This is a genomic window from Natronorubrum halophilum (assembly GCF_003670115.1).
Classification (GTDB): Archaea; Halobacteriota; Halobacteria; order Halobacteriales; family Natrialbaceae; genus Natronorubrum; species Natronorubrum halophilum.
This window is the reverse complement of the sequence record NZ_QQTY01000004.1, coordinates 47,846-65,465: the sequence shown is the minus strand read 5'-3', so window position 1 is coordinate 65,465 and position 17,620 is coordinate 47,846. Positions and strand designations below refer to the sequence as shown.

The window sequence follows — 17,620 nt, the reverse complement described above, 5'->3', positions numbered from 1 at the left end:
TAGGGTCTTGAAGCTACGCAGTCATGCGATATCAAATGTGAGACCGTAGACGGTACCATTTTGCCATCTCGGTGGAATCTTCGTCTATGGAGTTGGATGAGCCGTTGATCGACGAACGCGACCTCGCGCGCACCTACGACGGTGGTGCGTACAGCGACCCGTGGGCCGCGGTTCTCGACTACCAGGCGGTGCTTCGCTACGCGAGCCAGCACCCGAACAAGGGTTCGCACGCGATCGCGACCGCACTCGAAATCCCGCGCGGACGCGTTCGGGGGTGGACCGACGATAACAGGAAGCCGGATGCCGTCCGCGGGCTCGAAACCGCCCGCGAGCACGGCTGGCTGGATGCGACGTATCTCGACCCGAAGTTCACCGCACTGAACACCCTCGTGGCGAACGTCTTTTCCGGCGGTTCGATCGCGACCGAGACGTTCGTCCCGTCCTTCGCGTTGAACCACCACGATCACCGGTCCCACGTGATCGACGCGCTCGAGGCTACCGGCGTCGAGTACGATTTCTTCCACGAGGGTGACGACTCCAGGGCGACGGAGGTCCGGCCAACGAGCGGTGGAACGGTTCTCGGACGAACGCTCGCCGTCCTCGGTGCGCCAGTCGGTCCGAAAGCCCAACTCGAAGACTTCTCGCTCCCGTGGTATCTCGACGAGGCACCACCTGAGGTCCGAGAAATGTTCGTGCTCGCCTACCTCGCGAACCGGGCGATTCACCAGCGGACGAAGGATACCGTCCAGATTCAAGAGGAACGTTCCAAATCCTACCGCGACGAGTTGGCCGCGCTCATCGAAGACGTCGCGGAAGAACCGGTGACCTCCGGCGATCGAATGGTGACGATCTCGGCAGCGGCCGCGCGCTCGCTCGGACTGCAGCCGCGGTATCGCACGCCGGCCGAACCGACGGACTGACTCGGTATCGGAAACTACTCGTCCGACTCTAGATCCACAGCCTCGAGTTCGCCCTGGAGGTACGCCTTCCCTCGCTCGCTGATTTGATAGAGACCGCGGTCTTCGTCGTAGTATTCGACGAGTCCGCCGTCCTGTAGCGCACGGAGCCGCCGCCGGACGTGCGAAATCTTGTAATCGATGTTGGCCTCGACAGTGGACGGATTCGCGATGAGTGGCCTGTTACCCTCGTTGAGAAGGAACTCGAGAATCGCATCGTCCGCTCGTGTCATCCAGTCCACCCGAGGGCGTCGCATTCGTTCGTCAACACACGGAACACCCTGTTAGAATGCTCGATTTGATGGTATTGTAGCGCTGTTTCCATTTCTGTAGTGCATTGTTTGATGCACTAGTTTCAAGTACCCACCGTTCCTCCGTGAGCGCAACGGAAGCCAACGGACCCGCCGCTACTCGGTCGGGTCCTCGTCAGAAACGCGGACCCGGTGTAGTAGCACCGGCCCGCTGGCCTCCGTACCGTAGATACGGAAGCATGTATTCACCCGATGCAACGGGGGATAAAGCCCCCGATCGATCGCATAGTACGGACCGCGGCCCACAGCCTACGGCCGCCTCGAGTTCCGATATCGAAACTATCGGAATCATGGAGAACCGCCGCTCAACATTAACGAGAGCGTGTCAGTCACAGAATCCGACTATTTTCGGAACTATCGGAAATCGCCTTCTGACAACTAAGAGGGTCACATACAGTCGTTACAACGCACCGACGGACAGCAGCCGCGCGCGCCTCCTGGTCCAACAAGCGGCGCACGCGGTGAGTCCGCGGTCCCACAACAGTGAGACCATGATCGAAATTACACGCAACCACAGTAAACGTACCGGAGGTAGTGCTGACGCCGAGATATTTGAGGGGTATCGATGAGCGGCCTTGATCCGCTTTCTCCTGAACAGGCTGTCGAGATGTACATTGAGGGCCGTCGAGACGAGTTGAGCGCCCAGACGCTTCCATCGCACGTCTACCGCCTCGAGGCGTTCACCCAGTGGTGCGCCGAGGAAGAAATCGAGAACCTGAACGAACTCACGGGACGCGATTTGTACGCCTACCGAGTCTGGCGTCGAGAAGGCAATGGCGAGGGCCGCGAGGAAGTAACGACGATAACTCTCCGTGGTCAGTTGGCCACGCTGCGCGCGTTCCTTCGATTCTGTGCGGACATCGACGCCGTGCCGGAGGACCTGTTCGCAAAGGTGCCGCTCCCGACGGTTTCAGCGAGCGAAGGCGTGAGTGATAGCACACTCGAGCCGGACCGCGTTGTCGAGATTCTCGATTACCTGGCGCGGTATCACTACGCATCCCGGAAGCACGTCACGCTCCTCTTGCTCTGGCATACAGGCGCGCGTGCGGGAGGTATTCGAGCGCTTGATCTCCGTGACTGTGACCTCGAGGGCGACTCGCCCGGATTCCAATTCGTCCACCGACCGGAGACGGAAACGCCGCTCAAGAAGGGTGAGAAGGGCGAGCGGTGGAACAGTATCAGCGGTCACGTCGCTGGCGTCCTTCTGGACTACGTCGACGGCCCTCGAGAGGAAGTGACTGACGACCACGACCGATCACCGTTACTGACGACGAGGGCGGGTAGGCCATCTATTTCGACGCTTCGAGACACGATGTACGGACTCACCCGTCCCTGTTGGCGCGACGCTGAGTGTCCACACGACCGTGACCCTGCCGAGTGTGACGCGACATACTACGCGAAGGCGAGCACGTGTCCGTCCTCGAGGTCGCCCCACGACGTTCGAAGTGGCCGGGTGACGGCCTACCGCCGTGAGGACGTCCCGCGTCGAGTCGTTGGCGATCGTCTCGACGCGAGTGACGATATTCTCGATCGCCACTATGACCGCCGTAACTCCCGAGAAAAGGCAGAACAGCGACGCGACTACCTTCCAGACCTATGATCATGATCCACGAAAATCAGACGACTGCGACGACCCGAGGGTCCAGTCCCGTCAGGGCCCATGGCACCCGTAAAATCGTCTTTGAGGCACTGAAGCGGCTAAATTTGGCATTTCACTCATTTTCGGGCGAGGGAATCATCAAAAATTTGCGGGGTTCTGAGCCATCAATATTCGAAGGAATGACGGGTCCAGAGTTTTGGTCTACATGTTCATCTGAATCTTGAATCTGGATTAAATGCTATCACCTATTGATGAACCGACAAAATAACCGTAGCGCTAAACAAACGGCTAGCAATCAATCAGAGGTCTCAGATCAAAAAGCACTACTCATCGGGTGTGGGGTCGCAGGACCAGTCCTTGCGATGTTTCTCCAACGGATTGGAGTCAAACCGGTTATTTTCGAAGGGAAACCCGAACCGCGAGACGATGCGGGTTTCTTCCTCAATCTGGCGGCGAACGGGACCGACGTACTCGAAACGCTTGGAATCGAAGAGCATGTTCTCGAACATGGCCACCGATCGGAGAAACTGGTTTTTCAGAATCACGTAAACAAACGACTTGGTGAAAATCAGCAGGAAACCGTACTCATCAAGCGCGGGCACCTTACGAAGGCGCTCCGAGAAGAAGCGCTCGAACGTGGAATCACCATCGAGTTCGGAAAGCGACTCACTGACGTCGAGATCCCGCACGAAGACATGGCCATCGCATACTTTGACGATGGAACAGAAGCCCACGGGAATTTCCTTGTTGGTTGCGACGGCATCCACTCACAGACCCGGAACTCAATCTTCCCAGACGCACCTGAACCGGAGTACACCGGGATAATTGATTCCGGTGCGTTCACGCGAAATGAGTCGGTCCCTCCGTCCGATGGGATCATGCGGATGACGTTCGGCGTGAACGGGTTTTTCGGCTACCAGAAGGTCCCGGCCGGGGAGATCTATTGGTTCGAAAACCACGAGCAGTCGCACGCACCTAGTCGCGGAGAGCTGGACGAAATCTCTCAGAGCCAGTGGAAAGACAAACTGCTTACACTACACGAACCTGATTCCGAGCCAATTACCGACATCATTCGCTCGACTGAAGGAGACATCGGCAAGTGGCCAGTATACGACCTGCCGTCGCTCCCGGTGTGGCACCAAGATACGGTCTGTCTGATCGGTGACGCTGCTCACGCGACGTCTCCACATGTTGGCCAAGGAGCGTCACTGGCGATGGAAGATGCAATTGTACTGGCAAAGTGTCTCCGAGACGTGGAGGGAGTGTCTGATGCCTTCGCAGTGTTCGAAGAACTTCGGAGAGAACGAGTGGAAGCGATCGTCGAGATGTCTCGGGAGACGGGAAATCAGAAGGCACCATCGAACGTGATAACTCGAAAATTCCGTGATCTCGTCCTTCCGTTTTTCCTCAAGCGGGGAGTCGAACGCTTCGAGCAGATCTACTCATATCGAGTCGGGTGGGACGAACCGATTGAACTAGTAAAATAAGTTTGAAACGTTCCGCCGCAAGAACGCCAACATGTTCACCCGCGCCCCCAATAGGTCAGACCTCCAAGAGTGCGTATGCCACGAGTCCGTCTGAAAGTTGGACCAATGCCGGATATGATGACATTAGCCGAGGAATTTCCAGATATTTCTCTCCGATTTTTAGCGAACTATCCGAAAGATGAGGACGTTTGTAGCGTACTGGAAGTTCGAACGGATGAAACAGAACGGTTCAAAGAAACGATGAAGTACTGGGACACGGAGACTGTAGAGATATTGCACAGTGACGACGAGACGGTGGTCGTCATGTTAGAAGGGGAACCACCCGAGGGGTATTTCGTTTCTGAAGACATCGGATACCATCCAACATCTCCCGTCGTCGCTCGTGACGGCTACCTGTTCATCGAGTTCGTTATGCCAGAATCAAAGATGGGTGACTTGTGGCAGTCTCTGGATGAGCGAGACGTCAATTATGACGTGTTATCTATCACGGAAGGGTACGACGTCGTCGATTCGCTCACAGCCCGCCAGCGCGAAATATTGACTGTTGCTATCGAGCGAGGGTATTACGATAACCCGCGCAGGTGTTCACTCACTGATCTTGCCGACGAACTCAACGTCAATAAATCGGTCATCAGCGGTGTCCTCCATCGGGCAGAAGGGGAGATCATCAAAGATGCTATCGGAGATCCACGAGACTCCGAGACAGTCCCTCACCCGTAACGGCGCATAAAATGCAAAATAGAGTCTTACGATCTTCAATCCTGGATTCTGCTACCGGCTGAAAATCGCCGGTTCCAGTTTCGCACCGAGAATCCCGGCGATGATGGTGATCACAAACTGAACTCCCATCAGTAGATCAAGTGCACCGAAGGCGAGTCCGATTACAGCGACGAGAAATCCGACAGCGAACCCGTGCATCGTAGCCACCTTCGGATCGGCCTTGTTGGCAGCCCATGCTGCGGCCGGGATTGTGAGCAGAATCGTCACGATGGGAAACAGCTGCGTCCCGACTACCGTGTTGAATTGGTCCAGTGATCCCTGGTCGGGTTCGCCACCAGTTCCGAACGCGATGAGGAATGTATACGCGACGATCGCTACGATTAGTAGGCCGATCGAGAGCGCGTGGGGAGCGATGCCACCGGCGAGGATCCGTTTCCATTGCACGTTTGTTAACTCTGCCATCAGGTAGATGATGGCCGCAGAGACGGTTGAGATTTGACGGCCACATGTTCACTTTACCACCCTCTGGTTCCTACACTTATCATCGATTTTGTGAGGAGATATTGGAGAGTACACATAGTCTCTATACACGATGGAAGACGACGCCGATCGCCTCGTCCGGACGTACTCCGGCGGGATGAAACGGAAGATCGAGGTCGCAATCGCGCTGTCGATGGATGTCCCATTGTATCTCCTCGACGAACCCGTCGCGGAACTCGATCTATCGATGATTCGGGTGCTACACGATATGATCCTCGAACGTAGAGAAACCGGAGCCACGTTCCTCATCACAAGTCACACACCGCTCGATGCGCAGATCGCCGATCGTATCGCTTTCGGTCAGCACGGACGCATCAACACAAGTAGCGCGCCGGAAGCGCTACTCGAAACGCTTCCACCCGTGCTTCGGGTTCGTGGCGGCGTCCCACCGGACGCGCTACTCGTCGGCAGGCGCGCGTTCCGCCGAGGCGACGAAGTTCGCGGATTCCTCTCGGAGGGAACCTCGCTTGACGACGCGAAAAGCGCGCTAGACGCGAGTTACGAGGACACATTGGTCGAAATCGATCGGCCATCTTACACAGATATGTTCAATTACTACACCTACCTCGAACCGTCGATAACGAACGGAATTCCGTCCGTCGTCGAACAATAGTTGGTTCTCACTCCAGATCCAAACCCCGCGAATCTCCACTGGGTCCCGTTATTTGGTCGAGAACAACATGTTCACCAGCATCTTGAACGGAATCTGACTCCAGATCCGAGTATCGCATGGAATTTACCCGCAGACAGCTGACGAAGCTCGGATTGACGGCCGGGGTCGGAGTCGCCCTCCCCGTCGGTGCGCTCTCGCGCCCCGTTGCGCGCCTCCTTGATGCGAGTCGGGTTGCGAGCCCCGAAGTTGAACGGTTTGAGACGTCACTCCCCGTGCCACCGACGGCGGAACCGGTCCGTACCGATGAAACGACCGACTATTATGAAATCACACAGCAGGAGGAAACGGCAGAAATTCTCCCCGGATACGAAACGACGATCTGGGGGTACGACGGGCTCTTTCCCGGTCCAACGATTGAAGCGCAAAGCGGACGGAGCGTTGTGATCGAACAGCAAAACGAGTTACCCGTTCCAGTCTCCGTACACCTCCACGGCGGCGTCACTCCTCCGGAGAGCGATGGATACCCTACGGATCTCCTCTTTCCACCGGACTTCGATCACGATGCAATCCCCAGTCATCACACTGCTGGCACCGTTGATGGGTTTTCTCACGGCACCAAAGAGTACACGTACCCGAACGAACAGCGGGCGGCGACGCTCTGGTACCACGATCACCGGATGGATTTCACCGGCCCACAGGTCTACAAGGGACTAGCGGGTTTCTACATCATCCGCGATGAGATCGAAGATGACCTTCTGCTCCCATCAGGCGAGAAAGAGATTCCACTCTTGATCTGCGATCGGACCTTCCGAGAGGACGGCGAACTGTATTACCCGTCACTCGATCCGTCGCTCCTCGGCGAACACGGGGTCCTGCCGGTTGCGAGCGACGGCTGGTACGGCGATACGATACTCGTAAACGGGGCACCGTGGCCCAAATTGGATGTCTCGAATACGAAGTACCGCTTTCGAATGCTTAACGGGTCAAACGCGCGGGTGTACGATCTCGAACTCGACCCGGTACCATCTGATGGAAGTGCATTCGTACAGATCGGAAGCGATGGTGGACTGCTTGAAACACCACTCTCACACGATCGACTTCGTATTTCACCGGCGGAGCGATTCGACGTCATCATTGATTTCTCGAACTATTCGATCGGGACAGAAGTGACCCTCACGAACCGGCGTGGATCAGGAAAGACGGCCGACATCATGCAGTTTGAGGTGACCCGCGAAGAATCCGATGAAAGTGAGATTACATCGACACTTTCCCCTCCACTAGAGTTCCCTGATCCTGACGATGCTGTTGAAACTCGGCGGTTCAACTTCCTCGCGGGGATGGAAGGAGGAATGTCAACGATCAACCTCCAATCGTTCGACCCGGAGCGAATCGACGCTAACCCGAAACTTGACACGGTAGAAATCTGGGAGCTCGATAGCGACCCTGCCCATCCTGCTCATCTGCATCTGGTTCACTTCAAAGTCCTCTCCCGAAATGGCGGCCCTCCAGGTCCGTACGATGCGGGGTGGAAAGATACGGTCTTTTTAGACGGTGACACTATCGAGGTCGTCGCTCGATTTGGACCATACCGTGGGAAATACGTCTTCCATTGTCACAACCTTGAGCACGAAGATATGATGATGATGGCAAACTTTGAGGTGGTCTGACGTGAGTCTGGATCCCCAGTCGAACTCGGAGAGATCACTGTTTGGCTCTCTCGTCGGTGAGTCGGTTACTCGGCCGCAATATCTCACAGCTGGTCTTGCATTCGTGGTAGAACTGCTCTATCTCTGGGTAGCGGCGGAGGCACTGTTATTCTGGCCAGTACACGGGGCGTTCTTTGCGGCGCTTGCTATTGGTCAGGGACTATTGGCTGTCAATCTGTTATTCGACCCTGGTCGGTGGACGTTCAGACTGGGAGTTCTATTCAACGCTGGCCTTCTCGTGTTCTGGGTCATCGCCCGTGTCATTGAGACAATATTTCCAGTGTGGATCATTGCTGTTCGAACCCCCGTTGACAGCCTCGAATACATTGTGATGGTACTAGTGCTCTCACTGCTACTGTCCTTGATATGGATGCGGAAGAATTCGAACTAACTGTAGTAAATCACATCAAGAAGATTCCGCGTTACGTACAGGTGAGAGCGTTACCAGCAGAGCCGTCGATCTATCTGCTGGCTGTCGAGAATCGCGCGCTGAATACAGAGGTTCTATTCAGCAAAGCGGTTTAGGTTCACACGTGGGAACGAAGTTCGGGCACTGTATATGAATCAACGATTTTACTCGTAGCCGTCGAGGAAGCGCTTCTCCGGGTCTGTTGACGACGGCGAGAAGGTCACTCGACGGTGACGACGACTTTCCCGGTCGCCCGACCCGCTTCGAGGTAGGCGATCGCCTCGGGTACTTCCTCGAGGGTGAATTGTCGGTCGACGAGGGGGACGACGTCACCGGATGCGATGAGTTCGGCCACGACGTCTAAGTCCGCTCGATTTGGCGATGCGATAAAGCCGGTTGTGTGTTTGGACCCGAGTCGCGAAAGGAGCGGACCGAGTACCATCGCCTGCATCATCGGCCCCAGGGCTCCGCCGACCAGGACGTACCGACCACCGGACGCGAGAGCGCGGCGTGACGCGAACACCGACTGGTGTGCGCCGGCGTCGAGGATCAGGTCATAACGCTCGCCGGTCTCGGCGTAGTTCACCTCGGTGTAGTCGATGACGTCCTCGGCGCCGATCGACCTGACCGCTTCGACCTTCTCCGTGCGACAGACGCCGGTCACCGTTGCGCCGTACGCCTTCGCTATCTGCACCGCGAACGACCCGACGCCACCGGAAGCGCCGTTGATCAGTACACGGTCACCCTCCTGGATCCGCCCGTGGTCTCGTAGAGCCTGGAGCGCGGTGACCGCCGCCATCGGTGCGGCCGCGGCCGCCTCGAAGTCGACGCCGTCCGGAAGGGATGCCAACATAGCCTCGTCGGCACAGACGAACTCCGCGAAACTGCCCCTACCCGACCCCGAGAGGTCGCCGATCACGCCGTCTCCGGGCTGGAACGACGTCACCCTGCTCCCGACTGCTTCGACCACGCCAGCCACGTCGGCCCCAAACTGGGGGCGCTTGGGTCCCAGGATCCCGTATCCCATGAGGCGCACGAGGAACGGCGTCCCGCGCATGAGGTGTCCGTCAGCGGCGTTGACCGACGCCGCCCGCACGCGGACAAGCACTTGATCTGCGTCAGGCGTCGGACGTTCGACGTCCCGCAGTTCGAGCACGTCCGGGGGCCCGTAGCGGGTGTGGACGACCGCCCGCATCCGTCCGTCGTCTCGTCGGGACTCGTCAGTGGCTCGCTGCGTAGTCGCCCCCGTCAAATCGCTGACGGCCGGTTTCGCAACGCTCTCAGTTACGTTATCGACGGCGCCATGAGTCATGGTGAGTAGAGAGGGCTGGATGCAGCATAAGCTAGCAGTGTCAAATCATAGTACGGTCATATCCACTATAGACCGGAACGGTCGCCGTGACTGTCGCGTTGACAGCGTCTTTCGACCGACTCGCGCCGTGTGTTCAGCACAACTTGGCGGTACTCCCAATCCACCAGATATTGGTACCGACTTTTCGATCAACACGCACGCGTATCCAGCATTGCGTTAGCTATAGAGAATCCCTCACGTCTGACTTCTTCCTCTCATCCCACCCAGCCTATTGGCTGTGAAGCCAGGTTTCAGGCCGCTTCTCGCGTGGCAGTCGCCTTATCGGTTCAGTGACCTGTCCGATGGTAGCCCAGTCGCATACATGTGAGCGCGCCAGGCATTCCGTTGGCACATCGGCAGAAGACCAATCGGTGTCGTATTGATATTCCGTACTCAGCGGATCCACTGATCAGACTTCGATACCGAACGTCGGCGATCGCGACCTCGAGCCGCATATTGCCGTCGAAGATTTCGACGCCGAGTGGTTACCTGGAGGCGACTACGCGCTGTGCTCACGTCGTCGCGCTGGAAAGCAGGCACCGGCCGCGGTGACGACTACCGCGCGTATTACGAACAGCACCTGAAGCTCCGCGAGTGGGGACCAGAAGACGATAACGGCGAGCGGTCGCTTCGAAAGCCACCGCTGGCGTTACACGTCGAGATCATGCCCCAGTTCCGTGATATGGTCTACAAGTCCGGCGATCCGCTCGAGTGTCCACACGGAGAAGGAACGCGGTTGCTCGCGTGGACGACCTGGGCAGAAGATCCCTACGAGATCGAACGCCGAATGTATGACGCGATTCTCGCGGTGTACGGAAACGACGCGCTCGACCTTCGCGATCGCGTCGACGACGCGCGAAAACTCGCGAGAGCCGAAGCGCACATTCGCTTCTTGATCGCGAAGAAAAACGCCGTCGTCGAGACGATGGAACAATCAAAGCAGTTCGTCGCCTGGGGTGGCGAGTCGGAGATCGACGCTCACCAGCGGCGCCAGCAAGAAGGCTGGCTCGAGGCGAAGGTCGAAACCGATCGATGGTATTTGCTCGGGTTCGACGAGCAGCGCTACAGTACGGAACTGAAGCTGTACCAGGCGAACGGCTGGCACAAAAAGCCCAAAAACGATCCGTTCCACCACCCGAAGCTCGAAGCGTCTTACGCTGGTGTGAACGGTGGGGAACTCCCCCACATTGACGAGTGGGATACGGTGATGGATCACCTCCGCGCGATCGTCGCTACGCACGCGCAATGGGCCGGTATCGAGCGCTCGGACCTCGTGGCCGACGATTTCTTCGACGGACCGACTTCTCCACCGTGGGAGTTCGAACGTCCGACAGGACGCCGTCAGATGCTCAAGAACCGGTACGAAGACTTGGCGACGGATATCTACCGGGAAGCGCTCAAGGAAAGCACGACGGCCGTCTACGATATCCTCCGCGTGATCGCTGAGGAAACCGGCGCGAGTTACGACTGTCTCCAGGAGCGGACCGGGCTCGCGAGATCGACGGTCCGGTATCACGTCGCTCGACTCGCGGAAGCTGGTGTCGTCAAACGACTTGGGAATCCGGTACTCGTTGTGTTCGTTTCCCAGGCGCTCCTCGAGCGGGCTCGCGAGATCCTTCGAGAAGTGCGGCCGGAGGATATGCCCGAAGACATGGAAGAACGCGCTGAGGAACGCACTGAGCGCCGTGAGGAACAACGTGAGGAACAGAGCACCGACGACGAACCAGCGCCTGATAGCGCCAGTGATCCGGACGAGATCGGCTTCCAGTACCTCGCGACGCTGAGTGCGTCGCTCGCTGATATCGCGCTCGAGTACGACCGCGATCGGCTCGACGATCGCGACGTTCGGGTTCGCGCTGACGAGCTGCCGGGCCGACTGAGATAACCCTGCGTCGGTTCGGTTTGCTCGGTCGAATAGCTACAGCAGACGTCTTTTCTCGCGTGTTTCGTCGATAACTTTCACCGAATCATACAGGTATTTCAGACAAGTTCTCACGTTGACGCGTATTTCACTTTCACCAGCGTGTTAACGAGCGAAAGCGGACCGTTTTGGGCGAGTTGGAGCGAAAACTGGCTATGTGGTGACGGGAGAGTAAGCGTACGTACGGTCCTAAATCTGGCGTTTCAGGGATCGGTATACGCACCGCGACTAGCAGGCACCCCTACCGTAGGTGCCCCTAAGGGGGCAGGGTAATCTTGCGGCGCGCAGAGCGCGCGCCGCGCTCGAGGAAAGGCCGATCTGCAGAAACCACGCGGCTGAGTGCTCGAGAGTGACTGTTACAGATGGTGGGACCGTGATAACAGCGGCTAGCGGAGAGCCTTAGGACGGGAGAAAATTAAGGGCGACTCAACTTTCTCGCGGCAAGTACAGTGGAGACGTTACCGGGCGGCACTCTCTATCTCCAGAAGGCGTCATAAATACCATGCTAAATACAGAGATTGAGTTCAGCACCACCAACTGCGTTTGTTTCAGGCCGCTAATGTACCGACGCAGTAAAATAGACTATTCAGGTCGATACTGAGTCGTTTTGTGTAGAGTGGCTATCTGCACTATTGAGCACTGCTGGTAACGAAAACGTGAATGACGTCCCCTCGCCAGCTGTGGAATCGATCTGAATCTCGCCGTCATGTCGTTCGACAATTCGTTTACAGAGTGCGAGTCCGATTCCCGTCCCCGAATGCTCTTCTTGGCTGTGAAGCCGTTGGAATACCTCGAAGACGCGGTCTTGATCCTTTGGATCGATCCCGATGCCGTTATCACAAACCGAAATAACCCATTTCTCGGCATCACGTTCAGCGGAAACGTCGATTCGTGGCGGTTCGTCGCTATTATACTCAATCGCGTTCGAAAGGAGATTCTGAAAGAGTTGGTATAATTGTCTCTCATCACCCTCAACACGTGGTAATTCGCCGGTTTCGATAGTGGCGTGGGACTCATTGATCTGTAGTTCGAGATCCTTGCGAACGTTGGCAAGCACCTCGTCAAGATCAACGGGCTCGAACGGTTCCCCCTGCGTGTCTACACGTGAATATTCGAGCAGCCCCTGGATCATCTCTTTCATTCGTTCCGATCCGTCAATCGCGTAGTCGAGGAACTCTTCACCATCTTCGTCGAGTTCGTCACCGTATCGGTGCTCGATAAGTTCCAGATAACTTGAAACCATTCGGAGCGGCTCTTGTAGATCATGAGATGCGGCGTACGCAAACTGCTCGAGTCGTTGGTTCGATTCTTCGAGTTGTCTTTGTGTTTGTTCCAGCAGACAATTTTGCCGTTCAAGTTGGTGGGCCCGTGTTTTCGCTTGCGCAGCGTACGTCCCGACACCGTATCCGGCGACGGAACTGAACCCTGTAAGCATAAGCACAGACCGGATTGGGTTAGAGAGGCCTGGACCGGGCTGGAAGTTGTAGAGCGCGAGAATAGCGAGCATTACCCCAATACTGACGAGACACCAGCCGGCAATAGTGGAGTAGAATCTCGGGTGGATGTCGGTGCGGGGCAATCGATATCCGCCACCGAGGAGGAGGGCACCAGAGCCGCCGATAAAGCAGGCAACGATGAGAGTATTCGCAAGAGTCATCTGCGGAGAGGTCGGCATGAGCAGCCAGCCTATAACGAGTATGAGGTACAGCCCGCCGAGAGCTATAATCACATTTCTGCCACCTATAACGCCTACGAAGCGTTCCCAGAGGCGCATTGAGGTAATTGGGAGTGGGACCAACTATAGCCCTTTTGAATTTGTCAGAGGGTGTCATACAACGGTTCTCGTACCCGCGTTCTCCGCTTCCTCTATTCGCTCACTACAGCTACAAGTGGAGTGTTCGGCAGGACAACAGCTTGTGTGGTAGGACGACAGCGGAAAAATAAAGATATTGAGTGATTTATATTTGAGCATTGGTGGATGATATCTGAAAGCGGATGAAGGGAGGACGTTTCTAAGGTGAAATATCATTTTCACTGGCAGTCTCCTGCATACGGCGTATTCGGTTGGCTGTGGATCTGTGATATTATGAGTGAAGAGGCCTTTGGGGCCTTGTCCAATGCCACGCGACGATGGGTGTTGGAGGTCCTACACGAGCGTAATTCGCCGATCGACCTTAACGCGCTACCTGATGAACCAAGTATCTACAAGGTGCCGCCTGAGTCGTTTGAAATCGCCCTCCATCACACCCACCTCCCGAAACTCGATGATGCAGGCTTTGTTGACTGGGACCGCGAGCAAGGAATGGTTGCAAAGGGCCCACAGTTCGATGAGGCTCGACTGCTGCTCGATCTCATTGAGGACTCTGACAATCCCAGATTCGCTCGCGACGTAATTCCGTGACGGTGGACTTTGTTCTGTGCTTCTCCTGTACCAAGCACGAGATTTACCTTTAGCGGCAATGAAATCAAACACCTTGTGAACTGTTCTATGACTCCCTATTGATCGGTGAATACCCGATTCGGTACTCTGTTCGCACCTGTAGTTGCCGAATCGCCCGATCCAGTTTCGATCTTATTCCGGAAAAGAACCACTGCTATTACCGACTGTTATTGTTCAAGATAGCCGTGCTGTTCACACCAGTCGTCGAGATCGGCGTAGACAGCATCCTGATCGTGGACAGAGCCTTTGCTGAGTATTCGGTAGCCATCTCGGTGTTCGTTTTCGACGACTGCGAATGCATTTTTCTCCGTGAGCAAGAAGAACGCAGGAATCACCTGGGTGGTGCTCGCATCGGCGTACCTGGAGGAAACAACTTCTGGATGGAGTTCGCGAATGACGTTCGATCGGCTGATGTGATCTGCGATAACCGGGGTCAGCGGGTGTGGGATTGAATTGATCATATTTGAACCGAAGTTCAGAGAGTGTCCGGATCAACTTGTCGTACTAAATACTCGCCCTCGTCAACGCGATCGATCGTCACGTACGCGCTCAGAACTTCTCCATCCGAATCTACGATTCCGTCTCGGCGGAGATCGTCTTTTGGGAGCGTTACGCCGCCAGAGCCGTCAATATCTCTGATTTTTCGAATTGCCATGCGGTAACTGACCGGAGTAACCTCCCCAGTGTTAAAGGGTGGTGCTACCGGTGGATCTCGTCATTCTTGGACACTGACGCCGGTTTCACGTCGACAGAACAGATACTGGTGCGGCTCGAGCGTCGCGATCGACAGAATACGCGCGCGCGCAGTTCAGATAGGCGCGGTGGGGTCCCCCCCACGGGTGCGCGCCGTAAATGCGCGCTCGGGAAGACCCGCGTGACGTTGTATGCGTGTCGGGCGGGTGTGTAGGCGTGAGGCGTGTGACGGGCGGGCGGATGTACGTATCGTGCAGGCGACGGGCGAGCGACGCGTACACGTCGGATGGGCGTTAGGCGCAGGCGTCGCAGGCGGATCGCGTATACGCAGACAGGCGGTGTGCAGGCGACGTGTACGTAGCGTACAGGCGATGTGCGGGTGTACGCCCGCACCACGCACGACGTCTAGTCGCGGCCGGTTTCGACCTCGACGCCGGTCTCGACAGAAAACGTCACGGTGCCGGTCGACAGCTGGTCGGCGATCTCCTGGCGCTGCTCGAGGGTGAGATCTGAACGCTCGAGGACGTGGCGAGCGTTCGCGACGAGCCGGGTAACGTCGTGACAGGCGAACGCGGCTGCATTCGATCGATTACAGTCGTAATAGTCGGCAGCTTTCTCGATTTCGTCGAATCGCCACTCGTTGCCGTCGTCGGTTCGGATTCGAACCGAGCCGGGAATGTCGGTCTTGTCTCGGACCATGCTCGTGAACACGAGTCGGATATCCTAGTTTTTTCGGGTGAGCGAACAGGGTTCTGTATATAAAGGGTATGTCGGGGTGGCCGGTGATCGGCGCGGTCGACGTGGCGATCGCGCTCGCGATCGACGAAATATGAACACGCGGTGCTCGCGCTCGTGTTCATATTCGGGAAACCGATTCTCGAGACGTGTGACCCCGTGTGGGAAAGGAACCAATCAATTGATCGAACCTCTGTTAGTCTGCGTCCATCTAACAGTTATACAATTTGGGTTCTATAACATATCGCAATACCGCCGAGAGTGGGTGTATCGCTCAGAGGAATAAACACTAAAAGTCAGTTAATCTCTGATTCTGGGGTTTGAAAGTGATATCATACTCTTGGAACATTCTCAGGGTTGCCAGCCGCCCTTTCACGCTGGCTGTTGCGAGTTCGTCTTCATTTCCCCGTTTGATGCGGAAGCGATGGATGTCCCGTCCGCTAAATTCGTTGAGATTGCCGACACCATCCTGTTCACACCACTGGACGAACTGCTTGAGACGATACGGTGAGACTGAACCGTCGCATCCGCGAGTTCGTGATGTCGCTCGTCGAGTACATCTTCATGGCTTCCGCTGGTGCGAGGGGTTCGAGGTTTTCCGTCATGGTCTCTCACAGAAGGCCGGAGACAGCAAATTCTAAACGCCACTTTTGGCGCTTCTCTCGCGTACTAACAGCTGGACGTTCCCCGGAAAATCTGGACGTTCCGCGTCAGGGCCATCGAACGAGGCGCGGTTACACGGCATCGCCGAGTTCTTCTGTTTCCCACTCGGAAGCGAGTTCCATGGCGAGCTCACGCGGTTTGTGGCTGTACACTAAGTGATGCTCGAGGTCGTCGTCTGGAGCGATCGTTTCGTTACATAGGCAACAGTAAATCGGAGACCTGGTTGCCATACTACCTAGACACGGTAACCGACGAAAAACCTCCCGTCAGAACGGACAGGATGTTGCTAGTAGAGGGTTCTCGAACGTCGTCGGTCTCTCCACCTACTCGAGCCGAGAAGGGTGAGAACCGACCGGTACGCACGTGGCGTAAACATCCGTTTCACGCCCGAACACGTCTCCAGGCTGGGAGTGCAGCAGAGCCGACTGTTACGGCTTCACTTCGGGAGAAGTGAACAGGGAACAGTTCGGGCACCACACTGAACTGTCCGCTCGTACCTTCTGTTTGCCACCACAATCGGAACAACGCTCATCCGAGTAGCGAACCATACGCACCCGTCAGCGGAGCCGGAACATATCCCTTATGGTCTAAATTCTTCTATACTAACCGTGAAAATAATATCTTTTCCCGAGGACTATCAAGAGTGCTAACCACACCGTCGTTATCGATAGGGGTGGTTCAAATCGGCCACCAGCGCTCTTTCGCCCGGTCCGTCCGATGATAGTCGACGCCACCGTACCGCCGAAGTAACGGGAGACGCAGTGCTCGTACACCCTGTCCATGAGCATCGGGTGATCGGACCGTCTCTGCGATCGGTCGACCGGGAAATAGGTCCACAGACTGGTGTCGCTCAAGACGACAGTCACTGAAATCGCGGACGGGTGATTTTCCCTGCGTACGGTGTCTGTGTGAGACGATGTCCTCGTTGATGATCGCCAGTATGGATATTCGGGCGGTTCGCCCACGCGTGTTCCTGTACCCGCTCGGCGTCTGGGTTCTCATGGCGGTTCTGGCCGTTTTGAACGGCGGACTGAGAGAAGTCGTCTTGATTCCTCGCGTCGGTGCGTATCCCGGGCATGTTCTCAGTACGGCCGTTCTGACGACGGTGATCCTCGTTCTTTCGTTCCTGTACTTTACGAATACGCCGATCGCGTATCTTCCGGTGGAGTTGCTACTCGTCGGAACGCTGTGGACGGCGTTGACCGTCGGTTTCGAGTTCCTCGTGGGCTATCTCGAGGGAACACCGGTTGCGGTAACGCTCGCACAGTACAACGTGTTCGCGGGACAGGTCTGGATACTCGTCCCGCTGGTACTCTTTTGCTCTCCACTGGTATTCGGATGGTACCTGACGAATTGATGGACGATGCCAAACGCCCTCGTCGGGTCGCCTCGAGGACGGGTTCCAAATTCGGGTCGGCCCGATAGCGGTCAGGAACCGACCACGCTGGTCGACCGGCCGTCGCAACGCTCGCGGC

Annotated in this window: 16 protein-coding genes; 10 read left to right on the top strand and 6 right to left on the bottom strand. The window is 56.5% G+C overall.

Annotated elements, in window-relative coordinates; genetic code table 11:
• Positions 1 to 86: 86 nt before the first annotated feature.
• Complete coding sequence (locus tag DWB23_RS15790; RefSeq protein WP_121743766.1) at positions 87 to 920, top strand: hypothetical protein; 834 nt, start codon at positions 87 to 89, stop codon at positions 918 to 920.
• A gap of 14 nt (positions 921 to 934) precedes the next feature.
• On the opposite strand, the gene DWB23_RS15785 is transcribed toward DWB23_RS15790, so the two are convergent.
• On the bottom strand, positions 935 to 1,189 hold the full coding sequence (locus tag DWB23_RS15785; protein ID WP_238717483.1) for an ArsR family transcriptional regulator: 255 nt from the start codon (positions 1,187 to 1,189) through the stop codon (positions 935 to 937).
• A 643-nt stretch (positions 1,190 to 1,832) separates the two neighbouring features.
• Between DWB23_RS15785 and DWB23_RS15780 the strand changes: the two genes are divergently transcribed.
• From DWB23_RS15780 to DWB23_RS15770, 3 genes are all read left to right on the top strand, one after another.
• Positions 1,833 to 2,867 (top strand): tyrosine-type recombinase/integrase, encoded by a 1,035-nt coding sequence (locus DWB23_RS15780; RefSeq protein ID WP_238717482.1) that lies wholly within the window; start codon positions 1,833 to 1,835, stop codon positions 2,865 to 2,867.
• A gap of 251 nt (positions 2,868 to 3,118) precedes the next feature.
• A complete protein-coding gene (locus tag DWB23_RS15775) occupies positions 3,119 to 4,354 on the top strand; it encodes an FAD-dependent monooxygenase (protein WP_121743763.1) in 1,236 nt (411 codons plus the stop codon).
• Positions 4,355 to 4,594: 240 nt separating this feature from the next.
• Positions 4,595 to 5,074, top strand: coding sequence for a helix-turn-helix domain-containing protein (locus DWB23_RS15770; RefSeq protein ID WP_162989845.1), 480 nt, complete (start codon positions 4,595 to 4,597; stop codon positions 5,072 to 5,074).
• Between the two features lie 51 nt (positions 5,075 to 5,125).
• Here DWB23_RS15770 and DWB23_RS15765 read toward each other — a convergent pair whose 3' ends face one another.
• A complete protein-coding gene (locus DWB23_RS15765; protein WP_121743761.1) occupies positions 5,126 to 5,536 on the bottom strand; it encodes a hypothetical protein in 411 nt (136 codons plus the stop codon).
• 130 nt (positions 5,537 to 5,666) lie between these two features.
• On the opposite strand from DWB23_RS15765, the gene DWB23_RS15760 reads away from it, so the two are divergent.
• From DWB23_RS15760 to DWB23_RS15750, 3 genes are all read left to right on the top strand, one after another.
• Positions 5,667 to 6,227 (top strand): ATP-binding cassette domain-containing protein, encoded by a 561-nt coding sequence (locus DWB23_RS15760; protein ID WP_121743760.1) that lies wholly within the window; start codon positions 5,667 to 5,669, stop codon positions 6,225 to 6,227.
• A gap of 116 nt (positions 6,228 to 6,343) precedes the next feature.
• On the top strand, positions 6,344 to 7,894 hold the full coding sequence (locus tag DWB23_RS15755) for a multicopper oxidase family protein (RefSeq protein ID WP_121743759.1): 1,551 nt from the start codon (positions 6,344 to 6,346) through the stop codon (positions 7,892 to 7,894).
• A 1-nt stretch (position 7,895) separates the two neighbouring features.
• Positions 7,896 to 8,324 carry a hypothetical protein gene (locus DWB23_RS15750; protein WP_162989844.1) on the top strand — a complete coding sequence of 143 codons (429 nt, stop codon included), beginning with the start codon at positions 7,896 to 7,898 and terminating at the stop codon, positions 8,322 to 8,324.
• A gap of 238 nt (positions 8,325 to 8,562) precedes the next feature.
• Here the strand turns inward: DWB23_RS15750 and DWB23_RS15745 are convergent, their stop codons facing one another.
• Positions 8,563 to 9,654, bottom strand: a complete 1,092-nt coding sequence (locus DWB23_RS15745) for an NAD(P)-dependent alcohol dehydrogenase (protein ID WP_238717481.1) — start codon at positions 9,652 to 9,654, stop codon at positions 8,563 to 8,565.
• Positions 9,655 to 10,201: 547 nt separating this feature from the next.
• Between DWB23_RS15745 and DWB23_RS15740 the strand changes: the two genes are divergently transcribed.
• On the top strand, positions 10,202 to 11,578 hold the full coding sequence (locus DWB23_RS15740; RefSeq protein WP_238717480.1) for a winged helix-turn-helix domain-containing protein: 1,377 nt from the start codon (positions 10,202 to 10,204) through the stop codon (positions 11,576 to 11,578).
• Positions 11,579 to 12,200: 622 nt separating this feature from the next.
• Here the strand turns inward: DWB23_RS15740 and DWB23_RS15735 are convergent.
• A complete protein-coding gene (locus tag DWB23_RS15735) occupies positions 12,201 to 13,388 on the bottom strand; it encodes an ATP-binding protein (RefSeq protein WP_121743756.1) in 1,188 nt (395 codons plus the stop codon).
• Positions 13,389 to 13,700: 312 nt separating this feature from the next.
• On the opposite strand from DWB23_RS15735, the gene DWB23_RS15730 reads away from it, so the two are divergent.
• The gene (locus tag DWB23_RS15730; RefSeq protein WP_121743755.1) at positions 13,701 to 14,015 is read left to right on the top strand and encodes a DUF7344 domain-containing protein; all 315 of its coding nucleotides are present in this window, start codon (positions 13,701 to 13,703) and stop codon (positions 14,013 to 14,015) included.
• 206 nt (positions 14,016 to 14,221) lie between these two features.
• On the opposite strand, the gene DWB23_RS15725 is transcribed toward DWB23_RS15730, so the two are convergent.
• Both DWB23_RS15725 and DWB23_RS15715 read right to left on the bottom strand, forming a co-directional pair.
• A complete protein-coding gene (locus DWB23_RS15725) occupies positions 14,222 to 14,515 on the bottom strand; it encodes a hypothetical protein (protein WP_121743754.1) in 294 nt (97 codons plus the stop codon).
• Positions 14,516 to 15,152: 637 nt separating this feature from the next.
• A complete protein-coding gene (locus DWB23_RS15715; protein ID WP_121743752.1) occupies positions 15,153 to 15,446 on the bottom strand; it encodes a DUF7692 domain-containing protein in 294 nt (97 codons plus the stop codon).
• A gap of 1,615 nt (positions 15,447 to 17,061) precedes the next feature.
• Between DWB23_RS15715 and DWB23_RS15705 the strand changes: the two genes are divergently transcribed.
• The gene (locus tag DWB23_RS15705; RefSeq protein ID WP_121743751.1) at positions 17,062 to 17,502 is read left to right on the top strand and encodes a hypothetical protein; all 441 of its coding nucleotides are present in this window, start codon (positions 17,062 to 17,064) and stop codon (positions 17,500 to 17,502) included.
• Positions 17,503 to 17,620 lie beyond the last annotated feature (118 nt).

Excerpts from the sequence above, each read along its gene's own strand:
- DWB23_RS15780 (WP_238717482.1), top strand. The coding sequence starts at position 1,833 with ATGAGCGGCCTTGATCCGCTTTCTCCTGAACAGGCTGTCGAGATGTAC.
- DWB23_RS15705 (WP_121743751.1), top strand. The coding sequence starts at position 17,062 with ATGTCCTCGTTGATGATCGCCAGTATGGATATTCGGGCGGTTCGCCCA.
- DWB23_RS15725 (WP_121743754.1), bottom strand. The coding sequence starts at position 14,515 with ATGATCAATTCAATCCCACACCCGCTGACCCCGGTTATCGCAGATCAC.
- DWB23_RS15790 (WP_121743766.1), top strand. The coding sequence starts at position 87 with ATGGAGTTGGATGAGCCGTTGATCGACGAACGCGACCTCGCGCGCACC.
- DWB23_RS15775 (WP_121743763.1), top strand. The coding sequence starts at position 3,119 with ATGAACCGACAAAATAACCGTAGCGCTAAACAAACGGCTAGCAATCAA.
- DWB23_RS15770 (WP_162989845.1), top strand. The coding sequence starts at position 4,595 with ATGAAGTACTGGGACACGGAGACTGTAGAGATATTGCACAGTGACGAC.
- DWB23_RS15785 (WP_238717483.1), bottom strand. The coding sequence starts at position 1,189 with ATGACACGAGCGGACGATGCGATTCTCGAGTTCCTTCTCAACGAGGGT.
- DWB23_RS15755 (WP_121743759.1), top strand. The coding sequence starts at position 6,344 with ATGGAATTTACCCGCAGACAGCTGACGAAGCTCGGATTGACGGCCGGG.
- DWB23_RS15735 (WP_121743756.1), bottom strand. The coding sequence starts at position 13,388 with ATGCGCCTCTGGGAACGCTTCGTAGGCGTTATAGGTGGCAGAAATGTG.
- DWB23_RS15760 (WP_121743760.1), top strand. The coding sequence starts at position 5,667 with ATGGAAGACGACGCCGATCGCCTCGTCCGGACGTACTCCGGCGGGATG.
- DWB23_RS15765 (WP_121743761.1), bottom strand. The coding sequence starts at position 5,536 with ATGGCAGAGTTAACAAACGTGCAATGGAAACGGATCCTCGCCGGTGGC.
- DWB23_RS15715 (WP_121743752.1), bottom strand. The coding sequence starts at position 15,446 with ATGGTCCGAGACAAGACCGACATTCCCGGCTCGGTTCGAATCCGAACC.
- DWB23_RS15730 (WP_121743755.1), top strand. The coding sequence starts at position 13,701 with ATGAGTGAAGAGGCCTTTGGGGCCTTGTCCAATGCCACGCGACGATGG.
- DWB23_RS15745 (WP_238717481.1), bottom strand. The coding sequence starts at position 9,654 with ATGACTCATGGCGCCGTCGATAACGTAACTGAGAGCGTTGCGAAACCG.